At 36.9% G+C, this 26,238-nt stretch carries 15 protein-coding genes, 4 tRNA genes and 2 pseudogenes; 8 read left to right on the forward strand and 13 right to left on the reverse strand.

Features of this window, described 5'->3' with window-relative positions; all coding sequences use genetic code 11:
• Window positions 1–129: 129 nt before the first annotated feature.
• The 4 genes from V3564_RS04035 to V3564_RS04050 form a co-directional block, all read right to left on the reverse strand.
• Window positions 130–684 carry a DUF2497 domain-containing protein gene (locus V3564_RS04035; RefSeq protein ID WP_455480325.1) on the reverse strand — a complete coding sequence of 185 codons (555 nt, stop codon included), beginning with the start codon at window positions 682–684 and terminating at the stop codon, window positions 130–132.
• A gap of 230 nt (window positions 685–914) precedes the next feature.
• A complete protein-coding gene (locus V3564_RS04040; protein ID WP_455480326.1) occupies window positions 915–2,216 on the reverse strand; it encodes a TolC family outer membrane protein in 1,302 nt (433 codons plus the stop codon).
• 56 nt (window positions 2,217–2,272) lie between these two features.
• A complete protein-coding gene (locus tag V3564_RS04045) occupies window positions 2,273–2,947 on the reverse strand; it encodes a protein-L-isoaspartate O-methyltransferase family protein (RefSeq protein WP_455480327.1) in 675 nt (224 codons plus the stop codon).
• 173 nt (window positions 2,948–3,120) lie between these two features.
• Window positions 3,121–3,194 (reverse strand) — tRNA-Cys (locus V3564_RS04050).
• Window positions 3,195–3,379: 185 nt separating this feature from the next.
• On the opposite strand from V3564_RS04050, the gene V3564_RS04055 reads away from it, so the two are divergent.
• Window positions 3,380–3,454, forward strand: a tRNA-Asn gene (locus V3564_RS04055).
• Between the two features lie 1,135 nt (window positions 3,455–4,589).
• Here V3564_RS04055 and V3564_RS04060 read toward each other — a convergent pair.
• The 3 genes from V3564_RS04060 to ilvA form a co-directional block, all read right to left on the reverse strand.
• A complete protein-coding gene (locus V3564_RS04060) occupies window positions 4,590–5,972 on the reverse strand; it encodes a DEAD/DEAH box helicase (RefSeq protein WP_455480328.1) in 1,383 nt (460 codons plus the stop codon).
• 296 nt (window positions 5,973–6,268) lie between these two features.
• Window positions 6,269–6,799: a hypothetical protein gene (locus tag V3564_RS04065; RefSeq protein WP_455480329.1), complete on the reverse strand. Its 531-nt coding sequence runs from the start codon at window positions 6,797–6,799 to the stop codon at window positions 6,269–6,271.
• 36 nt (window positions 6,800–6,835) lie between these two features.
• Window positions 6,836–8,116 (reverse strand): threonine ammonia-lyase IlvA, encoded by a 1,281-nt coding sequence (gene ilvA / locus V3564_RS04070; RefSeq protein WP_455480330.1) that lies wholly within the window; start codon window positions 8,114–8,116, stop codon window positions 6,836–6,838.
• 146 nt (window positions 8,117–8,262) lie between these two features.
• Between ilvA and V3564_RS04075 the strand changes: the two genes are divergently transcribed.
• Window positions 8,263–8,348 (forward strand) — tRNA-Leu (locus V3564_RS04075).
• Window positions 8,349–8,669: 321 nt separating this feature from the next.
• On the opposite strand, the gene V3564_RS04080 is transcribed toward V3564_RS04075, so the two are convergent.
• The 3 genes from V3564_RS04080 to V3564_RS04090 form a co-directional block, all read right to left on the reverse strand.
• Window positions 8,670–9,590, reverse strand: coding sequence for an outer membrane protein (locus V3564_RS04080; protein ID WP_455480331.1), 921 nt, complete (start codon window positions 9,588–9,590; stop codon window positions 8,670–8,672).
• An 865-nt stretch (window positions 9,591–10,455) separates the two neighbouring features.
• A complete protein-coding gene (locus V3564_RS04085; RefSeq protein WP_455480332.1) occupies window positions 10,456–10,728 on the reverse strand; it encodes a hypothetical protein in 273 nt (90 codons plus the stop codon).
• Window positions 10,722–13,097, reverse strand: coding sequence for a mechanosensitive ion channel domain-containing protein (locus tag V3564_RS04090; RefSeq protein ID WP_455480333.1), 2,376 nt, complete (start codon window positions 13,095–13,097; stop codon window positions 10,722–10,724). The genes V3564_RS04085 and V3564_RS04090 overlap by 7 nt, the downstream gene beginning before the upstream one ends.
• A 646-nt stretch (window positions 13,098–13,743) precedes the next feature.
• On the opposite strand from V3564_RS04090, the gene secD reads away from it, so the two are divergent.
• From secD to V3564_RS04105, 3 genes are all read left to right on the forward strand, one after another.
• Window positions 13,744–16,254 carry a protein translocase subunit SecD gene (secD, locus tag V3564_RS04095; protein ID WP_455480334.1) on the forward strand — a complete coding sequence of 837 codons (2,511 nt, stop codon included), beginning with the start codon at window positions 13,744–13,746 and terminating at the stop codon, window positions 16,252–16,254.
• A 104-nt stretch (window positions 16,255–16,358) separates the two neighbouring features.
• The gene (gene ybaL, locus V3564_RS04100; protein WP_455480335.1) at window positions 16,359–18,113 is read left to right on the forward strand and encodes a YbaL family putative K(+) efflux transporter; all 1,755 of its coding nucleotides are present in this window, start codon (window positions 16,359–16,361) and stop codon (window positions 18,111–18,113) included.
• Window positions 18,114–18,130: 17 nt separating this feature from the next.
• Window positions 18,131–19,084 carry a lysylphosphatidylglycerol synthase transmembrane domain-containing protein gene (locus V3564_RS04105; protein ID WP_455480336.1) on the forward strand — a complete coding sequence of 318 codons (954 nt, stop codon included), beginning with the start codon at window positions 18,131–18,133 and terminating at the stop codon, window positions 19,082–19,084.
• Between the two features lie 354 nt (window positions 19,085–19,438).
• Here the strand turns inward: V3564_RS04105 and V3564_RS04110 are convergent, their stop codons facing one another.
• A complete protein-coding gene (locus V3564_RS04110) occupies window positions 19,439–21,007 on the reverse strand; it encodes a TerC family protein (protein ID WP_455480337.1) in 1,569 nt (522 codons plus the stop codon).
• Between the two features lie 461 nt (window positions 21,008–21,468).
• Between V3564_RS04110 and V3564_RS04115 the strand changes: the two genes are divergently transcribed.
• A tRNA-Lys gene (locus V3564_RS04115) sits at window positions 21,469–21,544 on the forward strand.
• Window positions 21,545–21,688: 144 nt separating this feature from the next.
• On the opposite strand, the gene V3564_RS04120 is transcribed toward V3564_RS04115, so the two are convergent.
• Both V3564_RS04120 and V3564_RS04125 read right to left on the reverse strand, forming a co-directional pair.
• Window positions 21,689–22,507, reverse strand: a complete 819-nt coding sequence (locus V3564_RS04120; protein WP_455480338.1) for a DNA adenine methylase — start codon at window positions 22,505–22,507, stop codon at window positions 21,689–21,691.
• Window positions 22,508–22,648: 141 nt separating this feature from the next.
• Window positions 22,649–23,647: pseudogene (locus V3564_RS04125) on the reverse strand (phage late control D family protein).
• A 33-nt stretch (window positions 23,648–23,680) separates the two neighbouring features.
• Between V3564_RS04125 and V3564_RS04130 the strand changes: the two are divergent.
• Both V3564_RS04130 and V3564_RS04135 read left to right on the forward strand, forming a co-directional pair.
• Window positions 23,681–24,332, forward strand: a pseudogene (locus tag V3564_RS04130) (NAD(P)-dependent oxidoreductase).
• Entirely contained in the window at window positions 24,325–24,933 is a 609-nt protein-coding gene (locus tag V3564_RS04135) for a fumarylacetoacetate hydrolase family protein (RefSeq protein ID WP_455480339.1), read from the forward strand. Before V3564_RS04130 ends, V3564_RS04135 begins: the two are co-directional and overlap by 8 nt.
• The last annotated feature ends 1,305 nt before the right edge of the window (window positions 24,934–26,238 follow it).

Here is a 26,238-nt window from a genome sequence, read left to right on the forward strand (position 1 = left end):
CCGCTAAAAAACGCAATATATGATCTAAAATCCGATCACACTATCTGCAAACCTCACTTACTCACATTGAGCCTACAAAATTGCAGACAAAACTCTCATAAAATAAAATGAAAAAACAAGTAGTTAGGATTACTTCTTAATTGCCTTAACAATCTCTTCACGCAAAATATTCTCAAGCAAAACAGGCAATTTACACTGTAACCATTCTGCTACAGCTGGACGCAACACATCCTTCGCAATCTTCTCCGCAGAAGAAATACAATACTCAGACAACTCTACACGATCAGCAGTCGTATTTTCTGACTGCGATACACACGTCTCATCACTATATTCTTTTGTTTTATGAACAGAGCACTGTTCTCCAGAAGAAAGCTTCATTTTCTGCATATCCACACCAACCGTATTATTTTCTGCCTCTGCATCTTCTTGCGTTAAAGAAAAACTTTTATCTTCAGAAGGAAGACCAATACGATCAGCCAAAGCCTTCATTGCATCATCAACCGATAAGGTTGTGTCGTAAACACCTTCCGATGCTACTGCTGAACGATCTTCAGAAGCATTCTCTACAACACCTTCATTTAAAAAGTGACCAGATTGAACCGCATTCTCTTCGATTATCTCACGAATAGACATCAAAATCTCATCCATACTTGGTTCACGTAACACGCTTGAACTCTGTACCATACTTAAAAACCTTTCAAAGACGCAACGACAAACAGAATCACATTCTTAGTGTAAGCAAAAGAATTATAAGATCAACATGCCTCTTTGTCACGAAGAGGGCACTACACACAACTTTCTTTATTTATAAAACAACACATTTAACTACTATATTTTTCAACACGCTCAACTGTCGATTTACTGATCTTTTAAAGATAAAAATTATTTGCAACTTAAAAAGCTAATTTTATACATTATCGAGTATATTTAATTGCTTTAAAACCTAAATAATCTGCAGTCAATTTACCAATGGAAGATTGAACACTATAACTCGCAACAACAGCATTACGTTCTGCCACCGCAAGCGCAATTTGAGCATTAATCAACTGAGTTCGAGAATTTAAAACGTCTAATATCGTCGCCTGCCCCACACGATTTTCTTGAATACGGCCTTCAAGAGCAATTTTAGCAGCACGAACACTCTCACGATAAGCAACTACAGATGCGCGTGCACCTTCTAACTGAAACCACGCAGAAGTAAGTGCCTGTCTTGTACGGCTATAAGCCAAATCAAGCTGAAGACGAGCCTGCCCAAGCTGCTCCTTGGATTGGCGAATCTGAGCAGACGTACGGCCACCTTCAAAAATTGGAACACTAACTGACAATCCTATTGATTTAGAAACTCCATCCTCCCCAGCACCACTATAAATTCGATTATAAGACGCTGCTGCGGAAAAATCAACTTTAGGGAGCAAAGCCCCTTCTTTCGCCCTTACATTATAAGAACCAGCATCAACCAAATATTTTGCATAAAGAATTGCTGGATGCATAACAACGCTAATTTGGTAAGCAGCATCAAGATTTACCGGCAACCCTTCTGCAGCTGGTGGACGGTTTAGTTTTTCAGGATCAGAGCCAATAACCTGTCTATAAAGTGCCTCTGCTGCTTTTACATCAGCACGTGCAAGACTAAGTTCTGAAACAGCCACGGAACGAGCAGCTTGCGCTTGAGAAAGATCAATACGCCCTCTCTCTCCCACATCAAATTTTGCTTTATTCGAGCGAACTTGCTCTTCAAGAGCAGCCAAATTTTCTTTACGAAGATCAGCAATACGACGTGCTTGATAGACATCAGCATACGCTGTTACAGTGTCGAGAAACGTATTTTGCTCAGCATTGCGAAGATATTCACGTTGCGCCTGCAGTTTAACCTGAGCTGAAGAAAACATATTTTGCGTGGCAAAGCCGTCAAATAATCTTTGACTTAATTTTATCCCTATAGATCCAGCATTGGTATAAGGACCTGCGATGGATTTATTCCGCCCATAGCTTCCAATCCCTTCAACTTGTGGCAACAACCCCGACCGCGCAACAACCACATCATCACTTGATATACGTACAGCTGCACGCTCACTATTCAATTTAGAGTTGTGCACATAAGCTTTAGCAAAAGCATCCATCAATGTTTCAGCACAAACCGATCTTGATATAAAAATGCTCAAAACCAGCAACAAACACGCCTGATTTTTTTTGTTTATTTTGAACACAATACACACAATCAAACCCCCAATTAATCAGTAAAAGTATCTTTTATCCACAAACAAAGCAAGCACTAAAATACAAAATCAGGCGTTTTTAAAAAACCAGGAAGACATTTCACAGCAAGATTAAAAGCACGACGCACCGCAATGATCACATCTTCTTTTACATAGATTCGTGCAACACCGGAATTGCCGTGTCCTTCAACCACAACAAGACGCCCACCATCTTTCATTTGATTAAAGATACCCTCCGGAATAAAATCAACAGAACCCTCGATAAAAATCAAATCATAAGGCCCCTCAACGGCATACCCCTGCTCCAAAGGCCCATGAACTACATGCACATTGTCACACTGATTACGTTCTAAAGTCTCGGCAGCTCGTTCCGAAAGAGCTTTATTACTTTCTAACGCAATTACAGAGCTCGCAAACTTTGAAAGCAACGCGGCACAATAACCACTATTTGCACCAATATCTAAAACAATATCCGATGATTTTACAGCCGCAAGCTGTAGCAATTTTGCTAAAGAGGCAGGCTTCATCAAATAGCACGCAGGAGAACCATCTTGCGCTGGACATACAATAATATCGGTATCAAGATAACTTAAAGCTCTCATATCTTCCGGCACAAAATCTTCACGCGGCACCGTTAAAAACGCTTTAAGAACCGATAAATCCGTTACATCTGCTGTACGAATTTGATTGTCAACCATTTTGCGACGAAGTTCTGCAAAATCTGCAACCATAACGACCCTTTTCTCCTACATACAACAAGAACCAAAACAGAGTTGCAAAAAAGTATACTACAGTCAACACCTAGATTCCAACAGCACTGCTTTTCATGCAAAAGCGTTCTACCATGAAAGGAAACTGTTCACTTACGCATATCATTCCTAAAGGCCATTTTGTTCAAATCAACTGGAGGCCTCGCCCGGAATCGAACCGGGATACAAGGATTTGCAGTCCTCTGCGTAACCATTCCGCCACGAGGCCTCGTAAACAAACGTGAAAATGTCAATAAGGGAAGGCAACGCATCCGTCAAGGTATAGAAATCTTCTCTGTTGTTTTTTCCTCTTTTTCTGCAATTTATGACATTTTTTTAAAAAAAATTAATTTTGCCCTTTGCAAATCAGTATTGCTTTGCTATAGCCCTTGCAGTTGAATAATTGTGCACTGTTCCCCGGTAGCTCAGTGGTAGAGCAACCGGCTGTTAACCGGTTGGTCGCTGGTTCGAATCCGGCCCGGGGAGCCAGTTAGTTTTATTGCGCAAAGCTTGTTATTTTTATTAGCCTTTTTAAATACGAGGAATGTGGCTTGCCACTTTAGTTTTGCACCAACTTATTTTTTTCAAAGGGTTTTCAAAACCGGTTTTATGAATTTTCAAAGACTTTTCAAAGCTTCCTATCCTTTTTACTGAAAAATTGTAATTTTGGTAATTTCTCGCACTTTTGTCGATTTTCTGGTGTCAAAATCCAATTTGATAAAACACGCATTTAATGGTGAAAAAATATACACAAAAATAAAAAATTACCACCTATTCCTAGCTAATCCCATCTCTTCCCACTTAGTGCAAAATCTGATATCAAACTACAGTGAGAGGATAAGGTTTTCAAACGTGCCCCTGCAAAGTGTGCTCTTTTTGTAGATTTTTTTCTGTTAATACTTTAAATTCCGCTAAGCCATATTGTGAAATGACTATTCAATGCTCTAACAAATATGCCAATAATTTTACGGATAAACGAATCAATTAAAAGATAAGAATTAAAGCCGTATTTTCAGATATTATTTCCATACGACAAACATAACAAAAAATTCCTGCAGTTCAAAACTATGATGGGATGAAATAAATCTTTAAGCATAAATCTTCTCCTGAGCTCGATACCATCCTCAATACACAAGCCATACACTGCGTTCTATTTTTTAAATGGATATCCAATAAAGGGAAAAATCCATCGATATTATCTTCAAATTCCTCAAAATATGAATGTAGCTAAATAAGAAAAACACTGAGAAAACTCTCATAAACCATCAGATTTTTCCCATTATAAATCAGCATATGAAAATAAAACGTATCTTTTATTATAAATAATATCTGTTTTTATTCATACTTTTAAAGACGAAGGATGCATCAATAAATATAAGAAAATAAAGTTTTCAAAGTCGCTTTCACTTCTACAGCGTATTCTGAATGATGATTTCTTTGCAAGATATTTTTTAATTATACAAAACATCCAAAGTGTTTTTGCTTCTAAAAAATTAGAACCTTTCAAAACCTTTCTTTATTTTGGTAAGAGCGCTGTTTTGTATTTTTCTTGCTTTCGTCCAAACTGAGAAGAAATCGAAAAGAGAAAATATTCCTAGCGCACGATCTTTTCTAAATATTTTACTCAAGCTGCCTTCTTCACAGACTTGCGAAAACGAATGGATTTTGCACGCTTTGCTGCTGCTTTTTCTTTTTTGTGTCTTTCATTTGGAGGCGAAGAAACTTTATCCTGCGACTGCTCAGCTTTCTCTTTAAAACCCAAAAATTTCTTCTGACGTTTAGATTTTCTAAAACGAAATTCTTTATCGTTTTCTTTTTCTCCACCTTCTGCTATAATTCGCTTCTCTGGAAATACAGCAAATTGTTCTGGGACAGATTCACGTATTAATTTCATACAAATCAAGCGCTCTACAGCTCGCAAACGTGCGTTCTCCACTCCTTCATCAAAAAGTGTGATCGCTTCACCCAATGCGCCATTGCGTCCTGTACGACCAATACGATGCACATAACTCTCAGCTTCATCTGGCAAATCGTAATTAATAACGTGGCTTATTTTTGGTATATCAATGCCGCGTGCCGCAATATCTGTCGCAACAAGAATTCGTACTGCTTTTTCACGAAAAGCTTTCAATGCATACTGCCGAGCACTTTGTGATTTATTTCCATGAATCGTCGCAACAGAATACCCTATCTTTGCTAAACTACGTGTGACAGCATCAGCACCGTGTTTAGTTCGGGTAAAGACAAGAACAGAAACGAGAGCTGAATTTGTCAAAATTTTACCTAAAACATTCTTTTTTTCACTGATGGGGACACAATATAACTTTTGAGTAATTTCGGCAGCAGTCGTCCCTTGAGGAGCAACCTCTATTTTTACTGGATCATTGAGAAGATACTTCGCAAGTATCGTAATTTCTTTCGGCATCGTCGCAGAAAAAAGCGCTGTCTGACGCTCTTTATGCAAAAGCTTTGCGATTTGCCGTACATCATTAATAAAGCCCATATCTAACATACGATCTGCCTCATCCAGAACTAAAAAACGAGATTGAGAAAGATCAATACACTTTTCACGAACAAGGTCTTTTAAACGCCCTGGCGTTGCTATCAAAACATCCACGCCTGATGCCATGCGTTTAATTTGTTTTAAACGTGATACCCCGCCAAAAACAAGACATGTCGAAAGATGCATTCCTTTTGCAGCAGCACGAATTGTTTCATCAATCTGTACAGCGAGTTCACGCGTAGGAACCAAAATCAAAGCGCGCGCAGTTTTAGGAAAACGTTTATCGCCAAAAGCCAAAATCTGATTTAAAATAGGTAAACCAAACGCTAAGGTTTTTCCAGAACCTGTCTGCGCAATACCCAATACATCATGCCCCTTCAGTATTACTGGAATAGCTTGTTCCTGAATAGGTTTGGGTTTACTCATACCAGCAATGAGCAAGTTCTTAACCAGAAGAGTAGACAACCCCAACTGTGTGAAAACATTTTCTCTATTTATATTCAAAATAAAATCTTTCCTCAGCTCAACAACTCTGAACAAGTAATAAGCTGAATTCTATTACTCAAGAATCTGCGCAAAAGAGATCTTGATATTTAAAATTTGTAAAGCAACGCTTGAAATAGCGATTTGCGCAACCCATGAGACTCTAGAACAAAGTAAAGGCGCATAAATTTCACTTTACAAAAAGCCAGTAAATTAGCTTAAACACCTTCACCTGTATTATTGTTGGATTATGGAAAAAAAGCAAGCACTTTGAAAAATGTATTTATCATGAATAAGAAACACAATATTTTAATTATTTATTTCTTTATTACTATTTCCTTCGGTAAATGTATCTTATTAAAATCAGGATAAATTTCCAGAAAAATTGGATTTTGTACGGCTTTCTGACCACCATAGATTAAATACCATTGGGTTTTATCAAAAACCGCTAAAGTTTTATATCGGATGACGCGATCTTTTGTCTCAAGCGTAGTCGGAATCAAAGCATAAAAAATACCGTTATCAGTTTGCAGATAATCTATATTTGTTTCATCTAAATGATAAGCATCAAGAGGTAAATTCTTAAATTGAGCACGTAGCTGTTTAATAAAACTATCACGTAAATTATCCTCTGTGATATTCAATCGACGCGCCATTTCTTTATAAAGCCGTTCGGGCATATAAGTAGAAATAAGGGCATAGTTCTTATTTTTTACAGCATGATTGACATCAACAATTAACCTTAAAAGCTCAGCTTTTTGTATTGGCTCTGACTCAGATGCTAAACTCTGTTTACCAATACTTACAGACAAAAACAGAATCAGCACAAAATAAAAAACATATCTCATTTTTACACTTCTTTTTTCAGAAAAAATTTCGGCTTCTCAGATGACAAAATCAAACAATGCTTGATCGTCAGTAATATCACGATAGCACCAACCTAACGCCTGGAATTTTTTTTCTAAGAGACGAAAATTATCATATTTCTTTGTTTCAATTGCAATCAGTACAGAACCAAAGTTTCTAGCTGATTTTTTAAGATATTCAAAGCGCACGATATCATCATCCGGAGATAATTGAGCAAGAAAACTACGCAGTGCACCAGGGCGTTGTGGAAAACTAAAAATAAAATATTTCCTTAACCCCTGAAACCGTAAAGAACGCTCTTTAATATCTGGCAAACGCTCAAAATCAAAATTACCACCTGAAATAACGAGAAGAATTTTTTTGCCTTTCAACTTTTGAGAGGGAATGCTGTTAAGAGCATCGATCGATAAAGCACCAGCTGGTTCAAGAACAACACCTTCAACATTAAGCATTTCAACCATTGTAGAACAAACACGATTCTCAGGAACCGTAATGACAGAATCTGGTGAAAATTGCTTCAGCATTGTGTAATTTAACGCACCGATTTCAGCCACAGCAGCACCATCGACAAATGTATCAATATTCTCAAGTTTAACACGTTTTCCACCCTTCAAACAGGCAAGCAAACTTGCAGCTCCTTGTGGCTCAACAAAACGGAGCTCCGTTTTCCAACCATACTCGCGTAAAAATTTGCTCACACCACTAGCCAAACCGCCTCCCCCGACAGGCACAATCATCAAATCTGGCTCACTCTCCTCTCCATTGAGTTTTTTCCATTGTAACACGGCCTCGCATAGAACTGTCGCTTGCCCCATAATAATACGAACATCATCAAAAGGCGGCGCCATTACACCACCCCTCTCAGCAGCAAAAGATTGTGCAGCCGCATAGCATTGGTCAAATGTATCACCAATTAAACGAATATCAATAAACTCTTCACCAAAAATGCGTGTCTTATCAATTTTTTGTTGCGGAGTTGTCACAGGCATAAAAATCATGCCTTTACGTTTAAAATAGCGACAAACAAAAGAAACCCCTTGCGCGTGATTCCCCGCTGATGCACAAACGAATACTGCATCTTGAGATACCTTACCAAGCATTTCTGAAACAAAATTAAAAGCACCGCGAATTTTATATGAACGTACCGGTGTTAAATCTTCGCGTTTCAAATAAATTTCTGCATCATATTTTTGACTAAGAAAGTGATTCCTTTGAAGAGGTGTTTCAGCAAAAACATTATGCAAATCCGTCATAGCCTCAGTTACGTCTTGAATAAATTTACTCATAACACCCGCCATTTTATGCCTCGTAAATACTGATAGGTTCTTTCTAGCTATAAAACCAACCATTGTCAGTTAAAATTTTACTGCAGAATGATAAAGCTTCTCTCTTACCATTAATCCTTGATTCAATAAAAAATATAGCTTATGAGAGAGTTCTTATCGCGGACGTGATGAAAACGGTAAACATAGCAGACTTAAAATCTGCCGGTCTAAGACCTTGCGGGTTCAAGTCCCGCCGTCCGCACCATTATATGTAAATTTTCTTTTATTTTCTATTAACGAAAAACGACTTTTAAGGTCACTTTTGCGACACTATTACAGTGTTATCAGATAGAATTGTGACTATGTGAACAACGAATCATATCTTCTTTTGAGATCAGTGCTTTAGCAGCGCTTTATGATCTAAAGGAACTTCATTCTAAACAACAGAAATCTGAACAACTATTTCTCGCCTCACCACAATCATTTAAAGTCAATAACGTCTGCGCCGCTGTAAAATAGTATTTAATGCAAAAAATAAAGGCCCTATTTAAATAGGGCCTCTTAAGCCACTTTAGTCTCGCAAAAATCAGAATTTGTAAGCTATTCCAGCACGAAAGTCATTCGTCTTATAGTTAATTTCAATTTCGTCCTTGAATTTCTTTTTACCAAAATCTGAGTAACGATATTCCGCACGCACAATGATATTATCTGTCATTGCAAAGTCAACACCACCACCGAGAGTATACCCGACCATCGTTTCTTTAGCATCTGATGTAGCCTTAAAGCCATCTTCTCCCGTAACTGATATTGACAAAACATCTTGAAACTGTCCATAAGCGATACCACCAGAGATATAAGGCATAATACGATCAGCAGAAAAACCAATACGCATCCGTGTAGCACCAGTCCACTTTTGTTTTAACATATGAATAAAAGTTATACTATCTTCTTCTGCTTCCGCCTCTTTTTCCTTTAGTATAGCTGGCCGTAAAACCTTACCAACTCCACCGATTACAGGCTTCCCTCTAACCTGTCTTTCCGATATCCGACCTCCTACTTCCACTACCCTTACACTTCCGGCTTCATCAGATTCTTCAGGGTTAGTATTCACGATAGTTTTTGTATCCTTTCGTTCAAGAAAAAGTATATCCGTATCAACCCCCAAAATAAAACTCTTACCGAGTGCAATATTAGCACCAGCATAAAAACCACCTATAGCACCAGAAAGTTTAGGCATATACTTTTTCTCGACTGGCACCCATTTTTTATTCTTATTACCCCTATCAGGAAAAAGAGGAATATCAGCATCAGGTATCATTGCAGAAGTTTCACTCGAAAAACCACCAACTTGACCTCCCAAATAAACACCTGCCCAAGAAAAAGACGGAGAAACGATAACTGATGAAACAACATTTGCTGGTTGTTTAGGAACTACCACATCTGCTGCCTGTACCACAGAAGCTGAAATAAAAGCAAAAACGGATGTTATTATAAATTTTGTGTTCATAAATTTATACCCCATTACTATTATTCAAATATAATCAAAAGTTACATTTAGAAAAATAAAGCGTTATAAAATCTTATGCTATAAAACCATATATACTCCTTATATAATTACATCAAAATTAATAATTACACCAAAAATTAAGTTTAGCAAATAAATTTTAACATCTTTTAAATTATTAATAATAGCAATAACTAAAAAATATAAAAATTCACCCAAACTATCTGTCATATTTTCTTTTGAAAGAATAAACTTAGATACTATTTTTATCAAAAATATTGCATCGAAATCATAAAAACTGATCATTCAGTAGCCTGTTTTCATAAATCATTATCTACAGCAATACAGGTGATTTTTAGAAAACAACTATTTATTAAATTTTATTATAATATAAAATAATAATAAAATAATATATGCTGAAAAATTAATAAAACCCATACACTATTACTCTTAATGAGAGTTGTATTATTGATATTGAAAGATTTATAAAAATTATAAATGAAAATATATTAATTAAGTTATGATAATTTTTGTAATTAAAATTATCTATTTTAAGAACACATTAAAAAATAAATTATATTATATTTAATAAAAAAATATTTTAATGAAACTTACAGAAAAAATAACAAATTTTATTTTAGTTATTTTGTATATAAAATACTAAAGTATAACAGAAGTATATAAGATTTACTATACTAAAAACACATACAACATATATTAGAAATATTATATATATTTATTATCAAAAGTTAAATTTCACAAGATAATCATATATTCCTAATTCTTTAAACATGATATTATTAAAGAGCATAAAAATGATATGATTGTCCTTCCAAAACTTACCTAATAACAAAAATCTTAAACTACTTTATTTAAAAACTGCTCTACCCTTACTGATTTCTATATTGTCTTCTGCCTTTATTGCAAAACGGTCTTTATTAGGAAAAGTGATAAAACACCCCTTCATACAAATTATAACTGTTTGATTAGTATTCAACGAGATATTTAAAGGTATGCTCCCTTCTACGATGATGAGAGATTGTACCTTTAAATCAGTATTTTTTACAGTTGCTGCAAAAGTTGCTATGGTAAAAATATCCAACAGCACGACCGCTATAAAAACGCAAACACATTTTAGCACTCTAGGATTCCTTCTTCAACAAAACGTTTATATAACACGAAGCGAAGAGCATTGCTCACCTCAGAAGGTGAGGTAATATTAGGTACATAAATAGCCAAATTAAATGAAAATTTTTTACTATCAAATGCAGTAAAACTTACCTGTGGTGCCGGATGTTTTAAAACTCCCTCTGTTGCACAAGCAATCTCTAGCAAAATTTCAACAACACACTCTGGAGCAATATTAGAGGAAACAGTAACAGGGATATCAATCCGCCCCATTTTACTACGTCGAGTCCAATTACTGACATTGCTATTGATGAGGCTTGAATTAGGAATAATAACTGTTTTACGCTGAAATGTTTCAAGTTCAGTTGCACGCACACTGATACGTTTGACAATACCACCTACTGATCCAGATTCCACATAATCCCCAAGCTTAAACGGTCTACCAATTAAAATAATAAGCCCAGATACAAAATTTTGAACAATATTTTGCAATCCAAAACCTATACCAAGCGAAAGTCCACCAGCAATAAGCGCAAAATTTTTGAGATCCAAACCTGCCATTGACAGCCCTACCAAAGCCGAAACGACAATACCGCCATAACTTATAACTGTTTTGATAGAATTCCGTACACCAGAATCAAATTTCCCATGCACCAACACCGTTTCATCTAGCCAACCGATAAATCGGCTGACAAGAAATCGGAAAATAAAGAAAGCAACAATCCCAGTTACAATAGAAATAAAAGAAATGAACACATTTCCAATTTGAAAACCGGTCATTAACTGCCACAACACTGCTCGCAAATCAGAATACGAAAATCCACATTGTACGGCAATTGGCATTGCACAAAATACAACCACAACCAAATTGAGAACAATGCTCAGAATCCCCCCAAATTGATTCATTGTTTTCTCTTCTAAATGCAACCATTGCATCAAAGCGTGGCCAACACTTGTTTTCATAAATTGGCCTTTAGTTCCAATAGCTTGAGCGCTTTTCATACCCAAATACATTAAAAATAAAAACGCTCCACCAAAGATAATTTGCTGCATAATAAAGCGTGCCAGACCAATATAACCTAAAAAATCCATCACAATCAGCAATAATCCCAATACAATAAGAGGAATGCGTATATAAAGTGGCCAAAATAGCGGTTCTCCCTCTTCACCTTGAGAAGATCTACGTCTAAACCGCAAAGGAACAAATGAAATAACAAACAGCAATATCGCTACCAAAAAAACAGCAATAAAACTTTTGGCAATTGTCAAAGAAAGAGAAGCTGAAACTATTTGATAGATACTATCGAGAACAGCATCAAATGCTAAAATTCCACCTAAAGAAGTGAACAAAATTACCAATTGATATGTCACCGACGGTGCAATATTGAAAAGATGCACATGAGTCACATTCGATGATAAAAGAACAACTGCTAAACGATTTATAAAAAAGACTAAGCAAATTTGATATCCTACCATATCAAATACTGTTACGAGCTTCCCCAGATCCAAGCTAAAACTACGGAACAAAAACAATACAAGATAAACGCAAACAGCGCATACAAGCGAAGGGAGAAAAACTGAAATAAAAGCGACCGATAAGCGTTGTAAATAAGATATTTCTTCATCGCCCTTGGTAAAATGGCAGTGCACATGTGCAAGAACTTTACGAGAAAAATAAGAAAGCCCCAAAACGATAAAAAGCGGAATTAAAAAAGAAAGAAATAGTTGTAACAACTTGAAATAAAATATGAAATTCCACCAAGAACTCAACAACAAAAGAAAGTCAGATGAAGCTTCTTTGGTTTTCTCAACAAGATGTTTAACCGTCGGAATCGAAAACTCAACCCTGTATGTAAGCATGTGCTTTAAAAGCTCTTGAGATTGAGAAATAGAAAGTTCGGCGATTCTATTTGCTGTCAAAAAAATTGCTTCAAACTGAAGCACTATACTATTAATCTTAGCTTTTCTCTCTATCCATATAGAGCGCTCCTTAGCTAGGTTTTTCAAGTTTTCCAGATCATCATGGAGTTCTGTTAATTGATCAAGGACTGCATTAATATCATTAAGAGGAGCACGCAAAACAAATGCTGCTTCTATAGCGCGTTTACTGATATCGCGTGCACGCAACCGTAGTTCTGCCAAAGCACGTTCATCTTCCGATTTATTTTCAAAGTCTTTTTTTAAAGTTTCTGTATTTTGTTCAAGAGTCTTAATAATTAGCTGTTGTTGTTGAATAATTTCATCAACTGAGTAAGAAGTTATCGATTGTTCGATGATTGCACTTTGTGATTCCCGATTCCCCCACACAAAAGAGCTAAATACAACAATAATCCCAAAAATAATGAAAAGTGTACGTAATTTTTTTCTAAAAAATAAATACATATCTGCCTTAGATGTATAATAGAGGATTCTACCCCCTCTTAAAAATATCGCATGAGGCAAATATTTTCAACCTTTGTAGAATGGTCTTATAAAAGCTTCCCCTTATCCTATAATACTGATAATAAGAGATAAGAATAACAGTAAGCTGTGAACTCAATACAATTAAAGAAAGCGCTCTAGCATGTTTTTTTTGCATCTCTATTGCTATTGCAAAAAAGAAAATTTTCTTCCTTTTACGACGTGGCTTTTTCTGTCTGTGTCTAGCTTTGGCATGTTGTTGACTAATAGTCTAGGAGCGCGGACTTATGGGATCCAACAACCATATACCAATAATACAGTAAAAATTAATACACTTTATCCAGAAAACAAGCTTGATCAATTAAAGATTACAACAGCCGCAAATAAAAAGTTTGTAATCACCTATATAAATCATATTTTACCTGTCAGTGTTTTTCAAAGCACCCTAACATTGAATTTCCTTTTAATGACTGCCATAATTATTTACACACGATTTGGGAGCCTTCAAACGCAATATTTTTTGAACAAACACGCTCCCCCTCTTGCTTAAATTATGAAACTATCATCTTATCTTACCTCTGCCTTTAACTTTTAATAACTATTAGATTGCCTATTAGCGGAATATATCATGCGTACACCCGGTTGGTTGACTACTCTTTATTGTTTTATCCTTTTAAGCAGCATTTACGTTGCCTTGCCCAATTTATTTTCGCAAGAACAAGTTGAAAACTCAAAATTTTTACCTAACACCCGCGTAACACTTGGACTTGACCTTCAAGGAGGCTCTTCTCTCCTACTCGAGCTTGATAGCAAAACGTTAAAGCGCGATCAATTACATATGGTTTTAGGAAATGTGCGGAACACACTACGTGAAAAGAAAATCCGTACATCGAGTGTTCGTATTATAGGAAACAGTGTTGTTGCTGTTATTTATGATCCATTACAAACCGAAAAAGCGCTCTCTACTTTGAAAACATTGATAACTCCCATATACAGTGCCTTTGGCGCCACAGATGACATCACTATAAGTGCTCAAAATAATACTATCCGTATAATATTAACTGAAGCTGGTATTAAGAATCGTATTAACAATGCTATTGAACAAAGCTTAGAAATCATCCGTCGCCGTATAGATCAAGTTGGTGTTACTGAGCCGGCCATCCAAAAGGTAGGAACCGATCGTATTATGGTTCAGTTGCCGGGCTTACAAGATCCAAAGCAGCTGCGTAACCTTTTAGGAACGACCGCTAAGATGAGCTTTCATCTAGTGCCTCCTAATGTGGATATGCATAACCCACCTGCAGGTGTTTCAATCCTTCCTGGATATACTGATGAAACACAAAGCTATGCAATTTATGATCAAGTCGCCTTAGATGGAAATGTCCTAAAAGATGCTCGTGCAGGTTTTGACCCGCAAATACCAGGGCGCTCTATTATTTCATTCACCATGAACTCCGCTGGTGCAAAAATATTTGCGGATATAACACGACAAAATATTAACCGTCCTTTTGCAATTGTTCTTGACAACAAAGTTTTGACCGCTCCTGTCATCAACAGCGTTATTCCCAATGGACAAGGCCAAATTACAGGAGACTTTGACCCCAAAGAAGCATCAACTCTGGCTGCCCTTCTCCGTGCTGGTTCCTTACCTGCACCACTAACCGTGATTGAAGAGAGAACAGTAGGTCCAAATCTTGGTGCTGACGCTATCCAAATGGGACTTTACACAGGTATTATTGGCTTTGTTCTCGTTACAGTTTTTATTTTCCTTTTATACAGAATTTGGGGGATCATTGCGAATATAGCACTAGCACTACACACTATTTTAACATTTGCCGCACTAAGTCTCCTCGGTGCTACACTCACACTACCGGGTATTGCTGGTATTATTTTAGGCATCGGTATCGCCGTTGATGCCAATATTTTGATCAACGAGCGTATTCGTGAAGAAAGCCGAAAAGGTGTCAGCGCCTTTGCAGCCTTGGATCGTGGATTCAACCACGCTTTCGCGACCATTGTTGATGCCAATGTTACTGCAATTATTGCAACTGTTTTGCTGTTTTGGTTTGGCACCGGCCCCGTTCGCGGTTTTGCTGTAACAATGTTGCTTGGTATTATCATCTCCATGTTCACGAATATTACCATTGCGCGCATCATCATGATTTGGGTTATCCGTAAATGGAAAATTAAAACGTTGCATCTTCACTCTATTTTCAACATTATCCCACAAAATACAACTTTCCGCTTTATGAACGCACGCTTCATTGGTATTGGTGTCTCAATTGTTTTGTCACTTACTTCAGTTTTTCTGTTTTTTAAGCCTGGTTTGAATTTAGGAATTGATTTTGTTGGTGGCAGCCAAATGAGTATTACCACAAAAGCACCGGCAAACTTGGCAACCTTGCGTTCTAAGCTTTCTACTCTTAACGTTGGTGAAATTACACTGCAAAATATTAATAATGAAAACACTGTGCTACTTCGTATGCAGAAACAAAGTGGTAACGAAGCACAACAAACCATCGCCCTTGATAAGGTCAAAATAGCAGTACAAAATATCTATCCAGATGCTACGTTCGATCAAATAGAGGTTGTTGGCCCAAAAATTTCAGGCGAGCTTGCCACAGCTGCTTTTACTGCTCTTATTTTAGCTGCAATTGCCATGTCTCTCTATATATGGTTGCGCTTTGAATGGTTTTTTGCGATTGGAGCAATTGTCACACTCGTCCTCGATAGTACAAAAATGATTGGTTTTTTTGCCTTATTTCAATTTGATTTTAATTTAACAGCCATCGCCGCCCTCTTAACGATTGTTGGTTATTCCATAAACGATAAGGTTGTTGTCTATGATAGAATGCGCGAAAATATACGTCTTTATAAGAAAATGCCGTTGCGCGAAGTAATTGACCTCTCAATCAATCAAGTTCTTATACGTTGTCTCTTTACGTCAACTACCACAGTTCTTGCTATGTTACCTATGGCAATATGGGGTGGAAGTGCTGTCCATAATTTTGCATTACCTATGGTCTTTGGAGTTATTATTGCAACATCGTCCTCTATCTTTATTGCCGCTCCTATTTTACTACTGCTAGGGAATTGGTGGCGTGGACGAAGTAACCGTACAAACACTAAACCAAAATGAAAATATCATGTTAATTCATATAATGTATCACCCTTTTTTTATCATAAAAAAATTATAGTCGCTTCACCTAACTTATTTTTTGATAAAGAGTCGTAAACAATTCCATGCTGCACGATACACCACTTATTACAACTATTGTTGCGGGTTTATGTTTAGCCTTTCTTTTGGGAATGATTGCGAATCATTTGCGTATCTCACCACTTGTAGGATACCTATTAGCTGGTGTTATTGTAGGGCCCAATACAGGTGGATTCAAAATAGATTCCGTTATTATCAATCAGCTCGCTGAAATTGGTGTTATTTTGCTAATGTTTGGTGTTGGATTGCATTTTTCGTTAAAAGATCTTTTATCTGTCAAAGCTATTGCTATCCCTGCTGCCATTGTACAGATAGCATTTACTACTTTTCTGGGCTTGTGTCTCGGATTATTCATGGGATGGGAAGTCAGTAGTAGTGTAATCTTCGGTTTAGCGTTATCAACAGCAAGTACTGTTATTCTACTGCGTGCTTTGCAAGAACGCCATCTTATTGAAACAGAAAAAGGTCGCATTGCCGTTGGTTGGTTGATTATTGAAGATTTAGCGATGGTTCTTATACTTGTTCTCATACCATCACTGGCAAGCATTCTTGGCAACACGAAAAAAGAAGCAATTGATCCTCTTGTTCAATGGCTCAATTTAGACATTTGGGGAATTTTTGGTCTCACCATCTTAAAAGTTCTTGTATTTATCATCCTCATGCTCGTGATTGGGCGACGCGTTATCCCATGGTTGCTAAAAGTGAGCGCACACTCAGGATCACGTGAATTATTTCGTCTTAGTGTCTTTGCTACTGCACTGGGAGTAGCTTTTGGAGCGGCTCAATTATTTGGTGTTTCTCTTTCTCTTGGTGCCTTTTTTGCAGGTATGGTTATGAGTGAATCAGAATTGAGCCATCATGCAGCGGAAGAATCCTTACCACTGCGAGATGCATTTTCTGTTCTCTTTTTTGTTTCTGTAGGCATGCTATTTGACCCAGGAAAACTATTGACTCATTTTTTCCCTCTCTTAGCAACATTATTAATTATTATACTAGGAAAATCTGCTGTTGCCTTTTTCATCATCAAAGCTTTTCACTATTCTAATGCAACAGCTTTAACCATCGCTGCAAGCCTTGCCCAAATCGGAGAGTTTTCTTTTATCCTTACAGGCTTAAGTTTGAGCTTAGGACTTTTAAATAACGACGCACATGATTTAATTCTTGGAGGTGCAATTCTTTCTATTTTTCTCAATCCCCTTGTTTTTATTGCCTGTAAAAAAATTAGAAAATATTTAGAAGATTTTTCTGCAAATTTACAAAATACACAAACAATCATTGAAATTGATCAGCAAGATCCTGACCAAGAATTTTTACCGATGACCTCAAAAAAAAACCATATCGTTGTTATTGGTTACAGCCGTATTGGTAAATGTGTTGCATTATCTTTAATAAACCAAGGTGAATCTGTAGTTATAGTGGAAGAATCAAAGCGTCTTACTGATAAAGCGATTGCAGATGGCTGTGAGGTAATCTGTGGCAATATCATTAAACAAGATATTATGAATGCTGCAAATATTATCAATGCATACAAAGTTGTTATTACAATGCGAAGCACTATTGAAGTAGGAGAATGTATAGTGAATATACGTGATATGAAGAAGGATATCCAAATAATCACGCATGCATTATCCGATGTAGAAACAGCTTATCTCATTGATTTAGGTGCAGATGTCGTAGTAACTGATGATGAAGAGATCTCCAATGGTATTATTGAACATATCACTGGACAAAGATCTGTAGAGAATATGCACAATTACGAATTAAATTTACAGAAAACATGAAAAATGGATAAAGAAGCGTGAAAATAAAGCAATTTATATGGCCATTTATCGGTATCTTAGCAATGCTGATATCTATCCGCATTCTTTACATCAAGCTCTCCGCTATTTCTTTTGGTGATGTACTAGAGCGACTGAGCAATTTAAGCACACATCACTGGCTTTTAGCATGTTTATGCTCTCTCTTAGCTTATGCTGCCCTCGCTGGATATGACCGAATTGCTTTACAACATCTTGGCCATAAGATTTCTTGGGTTTTTATTGCGCTATGCTCATTTACTACCTATGCCCTCTCACACAATATCGGCGCTTCGGTTTTTTCTGGTGCAGTCGTGCGCTACCGTGCCTATAAAATGAAAGGATTAAATGGAACAGAAATCGCGATATTGGTAGGTTTTTGCTCTTTTACTTTTGTGATAGGTACAATATTACTTTTGGGGATCGTTTTAATTTTGAAACCAGAAATTATCACTTTCGTTCATAATGATCTTCCTGAATGGCTTGGAACAACAATCGGTGCAATTCTACTCAGCTGTGTAGGACTCTATACCTTTGGCAGTTGGCTTCAGTTGAAACCTTTACGCTTAGGAAAAAAAATTCAACTTTCCTACCCACAACTAAAAATTGTTATTCAGCAGCTTCTCATTAGTCCCTTGGAACTTTTAGGAGCAGCAGGAATTATATACGCTGTTCTCCCATACAACACAGATATTCATTTTATTTCTGTACTCGGTGTTTTTCTAGCATCTTTCACTATAACCCTTCTCTCCAACGCCCCAGCCGGAGGACTTGGTGTTCTGGAAGCTTTATTCATAACAGGCATGCCGAATATAAATCCAACCGATGTTGTTGCAGCACTTATTGTATTTAGAATGCTTTATTTGATTATACCGCTCATCATTTCATTATTTATTGTAGCAATTTTTGAAGCTCGACAATATTGGAAGCGTATTCCAAAAATACCACCTGAATAAATAAAGGGAAATTACGACCCTCCTCTTTTTGTGCACATGTAAATACAATGTACCGTGCCGAATTTGTCTTCATATGTACGTAAACACAATCGTTATTTTATTTATTTTTTATATTGATCCCTGAAGTACCTCTCTTTCTACACCACTCTCAATGTACAAAAGACGTAGAATATTTGAATTTCAGTTTTTCTTCAGAAAGCCACTTCATAAATCCACCAGTGAATTCTGTATAGAAAAAATTTCTTTTATAAGATTCAATCAACTTTCAACATTGAATATTGGGCATAAAAATTCATTAACAGCTCAACTTTTGCATATATATTACTTTACACTTCAAAACCTGTAAAAAAATAATTAGCTTTTTTCTGGTAACGCAAGTGGAGAAATAAGGATTTTAGAAATATTTCTGCGATCCATTTCAACAACTTTAAAACGTAAACCGTCGGTTTCAAAGCTTTCCCCCTCATTTGGCAAATGGCCAAACCGCCAAAGCATAAACCCTGCTAGAGTAGTATAACGGTCTGCCTCATCAACAAGGTTACGCCCAAGATAACCACTTAAACGGCGGATATCAGCATATCCCTCAACAAGAAGGCTTCCATTTTCAAGTTGTTCTGCCATCATGGGTTCTTCATCATCGTCAGGAAAATCACCTGCAATAGCTTCAAGAATATCAGTCGGTGTTGCAATTCCTTCAAAAGAACCATGCTCATCAACAATAATTGCAAGCTGAACCGAAGAATGGCGTAATTGCTCCATCAATCGTAAAACACTTGTATTTTCATGAACGACGAGTGGTTCTCGCATGGCTTTTTTCCAATTGATCTTTTTACCCTCGGCCAAATTTAAAAGAAGATCCTTTGTCAAAGCAACCCCAACAAATTCATCCACTTTTTCACGTGCAAGAATTAAACGGCTATGTTTAACCTGTTGTAACTCCTCACGCATTTCATTCTCGTTACCATTTAAATCCAACCATTCAATCTCATTACGCGGCGACATGATAGAACGGACAGGACGATCAGCCAAATCGAGAACGCCGCGAATCATTTCTTTTTCTTCCGGACGAAAAAGCTCAGAAGCTGCTGCTTGTTCAGCAATAACATCTACAGTCTCACCAAGATTACCATCTTTGTTCCCACCCCCTAAGAGCCTCAAAACCGCATCAGCTGTTCGACCACGTAAATCATTTGTTGTAATCATCTTTTCACGATTACGGCGTCCAATTTGATTAAAAGCCTCAATGAGGACAGAAAAACCAATGGCAGCATACAAATATCCTTTTGGAATATGAAAGCCAAATCCTTCAACAATAAGCGTAAAGCCAATCATCATTAAAAAGCCAAGACAAAGGATTACAATGGTGGAATGACGATTAATAAAACGCATAAGAGCGCCAGATCCACACATCATCACCCCCATAGCAACAATGACGGCTATATACATAACCGCTGCCTGCTCTTTTGCAATCATACCCGTTGCAGTAATAATACTATCTAGGGAAAACACAGCATCCAGCACTACAATTTGAACAATTACCTGCCAAAAAACGACATAAGCAACGCCTGTTTTTCTTTCATGCGAAGCACCTTCTAATCTTTCATGTAACTCTAGAGTTCCCTTTGCCAGCAAAAAAGCTCCACCACCAATCAAGATGAGGCTGTGCCAACTAAACACAAAGGATGAGAATGAAAAAATTATCGTATCGAGATTCATTACCCATCCAATAACCGTAAGAAGAAAAAGGCGCATAGCTAATGCTAAAGTTAGACCTACCAAGCGCGCACGATCTCGCAAATACAGCGGCAATTTTTCAGCTAAAATTGCGATAAAGACAAGGTTATCTATTCCTAAAACAATTTCGAGAAAAATCAACGTGACCAAGCCAAACCACGCATGAGGATCAGTGATCCACTCTATCATAGTTCACCCTTTAAAAACTTAAAAGCGCGCGATTGACAAAACAAATTCATGAGCTTTCATTCTCATAATTGATCAAGAATATTGAACACAAATAGATTGCGTTCAAAGCAAGCAACGGAAAGATATTGCATAAACGCACATGGTTATTGATAAAATTTATAAAACAGAACGATAGCCCACACCGGTTGCAATCACAAGAAGGTTCCTCTGAATTTTTCTCGGGCATTACGCTCGACAATCCTCCAACTATAGTTCCGCATAATAATCAAAACATTTATTTATAAAGTTCTCTATAATGGGTCTACTTTTATATAAGATCAAGTAGTAGTATCATATTTTTAATCGTACAGTCAATTTAGCTATAGATTTTACCATTTTCATATAAAAAACAACAAAATCATCTGGACATCCTCCCTCGGGAGCGTTATAGAACCGCTCATTCTTACTTTCTGAGAAACCGTGGGTGATTAGCTCAGTCGGTAGAGCAGCTGACTCTTAATCAGCGGGTCGTGGGTTCGATCCCCTCATCACCCACCAGTAAATCAATAAGTTAGCTGTAGCTTACCACCTCGTTTTGCACTATTTGCCACCTCGTTTTGCACCAATTGATTTTTTTTCACAGGGTTTTCAAGGGGTCTTTAAAGGGACTTTTAAAGCCCCTCAAAGAGTCTTTTTTTTCTGTTAAAAATCGCAATTTGTGATGATCAGTTCTTTGGCAATAGCATTATTTGAACTGCCACATGAATAAGATGTAGTGACCTCTTTTATCTGAAATTGACTAAAGGTTTTTCGTATTTCTGGCACATCATTAAGTGAAAGAAGAAACTTCCCCTTTAATTGCGCAAGGAGCGCAGACATCGTCTGGTAATCCTCCCGCTTAAACAAATCCTTTCCATAATAGTGCTCAACACCAAAATAAGGCGGATCAAGATAAAACAAGGTATTTGGCCTATCATAGCGCCTGATAAAATCAGACCAGTCTAAATGTTCAATGGTCACATCTGCTAAGCGACGGTAAAGAGGCTCTAATAACACTTCAACCTTAAAATAATTAAACCGTGCGCTGCGGTCATTTCCAACGCAAAACGTGCGATTCACAACTTGACCGTTAAAGCCTAACTTCTGTAGATATAAAAACCGAACAGAACGCTCTAAATCGGTTAAATCCTTTGGATCTTGTCGTGAAAGACGTTGAAACTCCTGACGGCTGCTGATCTGGAACTTTAACAGATCTATAAAGGGCTGATAATGGCGTTGCAACACGCGGAAAAAATTCACTACATCGCCTGAGCGATCATTGACGATTTTCGCAGCTGGTATCAATTTTCTCCTAAAGAAAATCCCACCCATTCCAATAAAAGGTTCGGCATAAACATTGTGCGGAATCTCTTCAATGATTTTGACAACAGTTTTGGCTAACCTTCTTTTGCCACCAATATAAGCAGCTGCTGGTGTCACAGGAGCAACAGATTTTAATGTTTCAGAATAAATTGTGTCCATACTTTCTTAACTTCTTCCATCCATAATAGTCACCTTCTCATTGCTTTGAGTGATAAGAAGTGGCTGCGATGTTATGTCTTTTGGCATCGGACGGGTTTGTCGCTAAACTTATCCCCGTTGGCTGGATAACCAGCCCAGCCTCTATTGCTTGCTATTTCCCCTTTCCTTTTCTAGTGCTTCTAAGATAATTTCTGTGGTATAGCCGCTGGCTTTTTCATAGCGATGGGTCACCGTAGAGGCTTTCCATTGTCCGTTCATTTCCCCACGAAACCCACGGAGCAAAAGAGGTTGATTGGCCATGATTTCTGGTTGACCCTCTAACAGTAACGAACCACTTCCCACAGCACGACAAAGCCTCTCTCCTTCTGAGGCCGCTGCTGCTAGAGCCTCTTCCTTACAGCTATAACAACCGCGTAAACGCCGCGTGGGACCTTTGTAACTTGTCTGATGTTGGATCTGTAACTGTTGCCCTTTGGCTCGATCAAAATAACTAGCTTCAACCACACCATATTGTGTCCGTGGTTCTACCCTAAACTCCCAGTGAGAACAGTGATGCTTATGGATTTCGAGCAACGGTAAATTGTCATCGCTTAAAAACAAGAACTTATGATCTTTGATTAAGAAACGTGCCTGCATTCGATCAGCAAGGCGTGTCAAAAAATCGAGTGCCGATTGATCCGTGCAAACAACATAAGACAAAGGCTATTGGTAAAACTTTGGGCTAACTTTTGCTTGATAACCATGACGCTTGGCTAATGTTTCAACAATATGCCCAACCGTTTGATTGTCAAAATGTTCACTGCTTTGTGCTTTGATTTCTTGACGCATGGAAGCGCTTTTGCCACAGATACGCAAGATTTCTCCATCATGACCGCCGATACTCATGACCGATTCGACAACAAAACGCCCCATAAAAGCGCTGATGCTATTCTCATAGCCAAAAGTCACCTGCAGCGCACTGTTGCTAGCCGGAACCTCTAAATCATTGCCGCTATCATCAAACTCTGCTTCAAAATTATCGGATTCATTCCCTGCATGATCGATAATGGTTGCTGTTAAAAGACGTTGGTAAAAAACCTCATGAACAGGCTTGTCCCCTACTTTTACCATAATGAAAGGGCGTGCATGTCTTAATCCCATAAGCGCTTCACCGTACTTTTCTTCTCAAGCAGGATAAATTCAAGAAGGACAACGCTTAATCCACGAGGCAAAAAATATGATGAAACATGGCAAGAAAACAATCTTAAAACATTCCGTCCAAAGCATAAAACCATTGGATTAATTGGCGTAGGTAAAATAGGAAAAGTAACGCTAGAGCGATTAAGACCTTTTGGGTTCACAGTAATTGTCTATGATCCACACATTGATGAAGGTCTAGCTAAATCACCTAACTTCAAGCTTCTAAAAGATATTAATTATCTTTTAGAAGAATCTGATATAATATCACTGCACTGCCCTCTTACAAAAAACAATGGGAATGGTTAATTCAGAATTTCTAAAAAAAATGAAGAAAAATAGTGTCTTAGTGAACACAGCAAAAGTAAAAATTCTTAGCGATTTTCATTGTTTAGAAAAACATCTAAGGAAGAATTTTGAATTCCAGGCTCTAATTGACGTTTTACCTACGGAGCCACCAAGTGATTACCCTCTAATTAAAACTTGGAGAGACAATGCTGATTGGTTGTCGTCACGGTTGGTGATTAACCCACACAATGCGTATTTTTTAGAAAACTCACATATCGATATGAGAAAAGATGTTGTTTCTACAATTATATCTTGTTTGTACAAAAAGAAAATGAAAAATTTGGTAGTTTCTTATGATTAATAATATTTACTGCGTTGGACGCAATTACGTTGAACATATTCGTGAACTGGGCAATGCTATTGAAGATGAACCAATTATATTTAGCAAACCGAATAGTGCACTAGTCTTAGGAAATCAAATTCATCTCCCTGATTTTTCTAAAGAAATACATTTCGAAACTGAAATTGTGCTTAAAATCTCAAAAGATACTTTTATGGTTAATGAGATAGAAGCTGAAGATTGCTACGATGCTGTAGCGGTAGGCCTTGATCTAACTGCTAGGGATTTGCAAACGAAACTGAAAGAAAAAAAGCTTCCTTGGCTTTTGTCTAAAGGATTTAAAGGAGCCGCATACGTCTCTGACTTCATAAGCAAGGAAAAAATAAACGACCCAATAACCTTTGAAATGAAACTAAATGGTAAAACTCGGCAACTTGGTAATACTAAAAATATGATATTTAGCTTTGGAAAAATAATATCATTTCTGAGTAGCTACATTCAGCTAAGGAGTGGTGACATAATATATACAGGCACTCCGCAGGGAGTGGGTAAACTTTCTAAGTTTGATGAAATAGACTTATATATCGAAGATAGCTTAATTTCAAAAATAAAAGTAAAATGAATCATCAAATACTAGCCTTTTTCATAGTTTCATTTTTTTAGTCATATCACCTGAGCCGAACATGGCATTTATAATTGATAATGTAGCTAGACTGGGAAAAAAATTCATTTGCTATCGCTACAGGATTGTACACAGTAACATATATTGCATGGAGCATTTTCCATATTAGGTGTATCAGCGATCATTCTCAACAACAGAACGTTATTTTTTTGTAAAACTAATGGATGGCTTCTATTTATTATACATGGGAGTTAAATCGCTTAAATCTGGAATGAAAAGCTTAAATTCAAAAAAGCAATATTAAAGAATGAAGATACTACCACGGGTGAAGCAAACCTTTTCACCAGCTACATAGATAGTTTTATGACATAAATACTAAACTCAAAAGTCTCAATATTCTATATAGTGTCCTTCCCAGAATTTTTGCCTTCTGGCGATAGCGTTAAAAAAGGATTTTAATTTGTCATAACACATTCCTTCAACATATTTGCGTGGTTTACTTTGATGACCACTTTTATATCATTTTCTAGCGCTACTTAAAAAACAAAGAACAAAAAGAGGTATTAATATAGCGACAGGAACAGTTTTAACTATGTTTTATTTTTCATTTTCTTTGGATAAACTTATCTTTCGATAATAACAAATTTTTCATAAAAACTCACGCGCATTTGATAGTAAAAATATCTATAAAACAATGAATTAGCACTTACTCCTAGCTAATATAACCTTTTCCCACCCAATACAAAACCTAACGTCAAACTACAATCCCAAATTTAGACAGTAATACAGAGATAGGTTATTGATGGTACCAATTTGTAATAATTGATTGGTCATCTTAAAAAGTTTTTTGCTTCCTGCTTTTTGCACAAGAAAATTTCTAATCCCAGAGTTTCCTCAACTGCAGCGAGATATCCCATTTTTTTCTCAACGTTTATGTTGTAATTGTGCACTGCATCCCACAATACACCTGAAATCTACGAAACATCCATAAGCATCATTCTCTTCTCGATGCGCACCTGTATAATAGCATTCATAACTTAAAGATAATCAATAAATTTAATTTCTTTCATATTTAAGAGTGGTGCTGATGGAGCTAATTTTATTGATAATGATTTAAGGCTCTTTTCACTTTTTATGGAATTAGACAAATGTTGCTCCATTAAATTAACATCATCCTTCAGGGGATTAAATATACGATCTAGAATTCTTCTTAATGTGCCCGAACCTTGGCCCCATACTTGCACGCTTCGGCAAATGAACTTATTTATACTTGAAGTTTTTTCGGATAGAATACACTCAATGTGC

The organism is Bartonella sp. B12(2025) (assembly GCF_053795135.1).

Excerpts from the sequence above, each read along its gene's own strand:
- V3564_RS04035 (WP_455480325.1), bottom strand. The coding sequence starts at position 684 with ATGGTACAGAGTTCAAGCGTGTTACGTGAACCAAGTATGGATGAGATT.
- V3564_RS04045 (WP_455480327.1), bottom strand. The coding sequence starts at position 2,947 with ATGGTTGCAGATTTTGCAGAACTTCGTCGCAAAATGGTTGACAATCAA.
- V3564_RS04065 (WP_455480329.1), bottom strand. The coding sequence starts at position 6,799 with ATGAGATATGTTTTTTATTTTGTGCTGATTCTGTTTTTGTCTGTAAGT.
- ilvA (WP_455480330.1), bottom strand. The coding sequence starts at position 8,116 with ATGGCGGGTGTTATGAGTAAATTTATTCAAGACGTAACTGAGGCTATG.
- V3564_RS04080 (WP_455480331.1), bottom strand. The coding sequence starts at position 9,590 with ATGAACACAAAATTTATAATAACATCCGTTTTTGCTTTTATTTCAGCT.
- V3564_RS04090 (WP_455480333.1), bottom strand. The coding sequence starts at position 13,097 with ATGTATTTATTTTTTAGAAAAAAATTACGTACACTTTTCATTATTTTT.
- secD (WP_455480334.1), top strand. The coding sequence starts at position 13,744 with ATGCGTACACCCGGTTGGTTGACTACTCTTTATTGTTTTATCCTTTTA.
- ybaL (WP_455480335.1), top strand. The coding sequence starts at position 16,359 with ATGCTGCACGATACACCACTTATTACAACTATTGTTGCGGGTTTATGT.
- V3564_RS04110 (WP_455480337.1), bottom strand. The coding sequence starts at position 21,007 with ATGATAGAGTGGATCACTGATCCTCATGCGTGGTTTGGCTTGGTCACG.
- V3564_RS04120 (WP_455480338.1), bottom strand. The coding sequence starts at position 22,507 with ATGGACACAATTTATTCTGAAACATTAAAATCTGTTGCTCCTGTGACA.
- V3564_RS04135 (WP_455480339.1), top strand. The coding sequence starts at position 24,325 with ATGATTAATAATATTTACTGCGTTGGACGCAATTACGTTGAACATATT.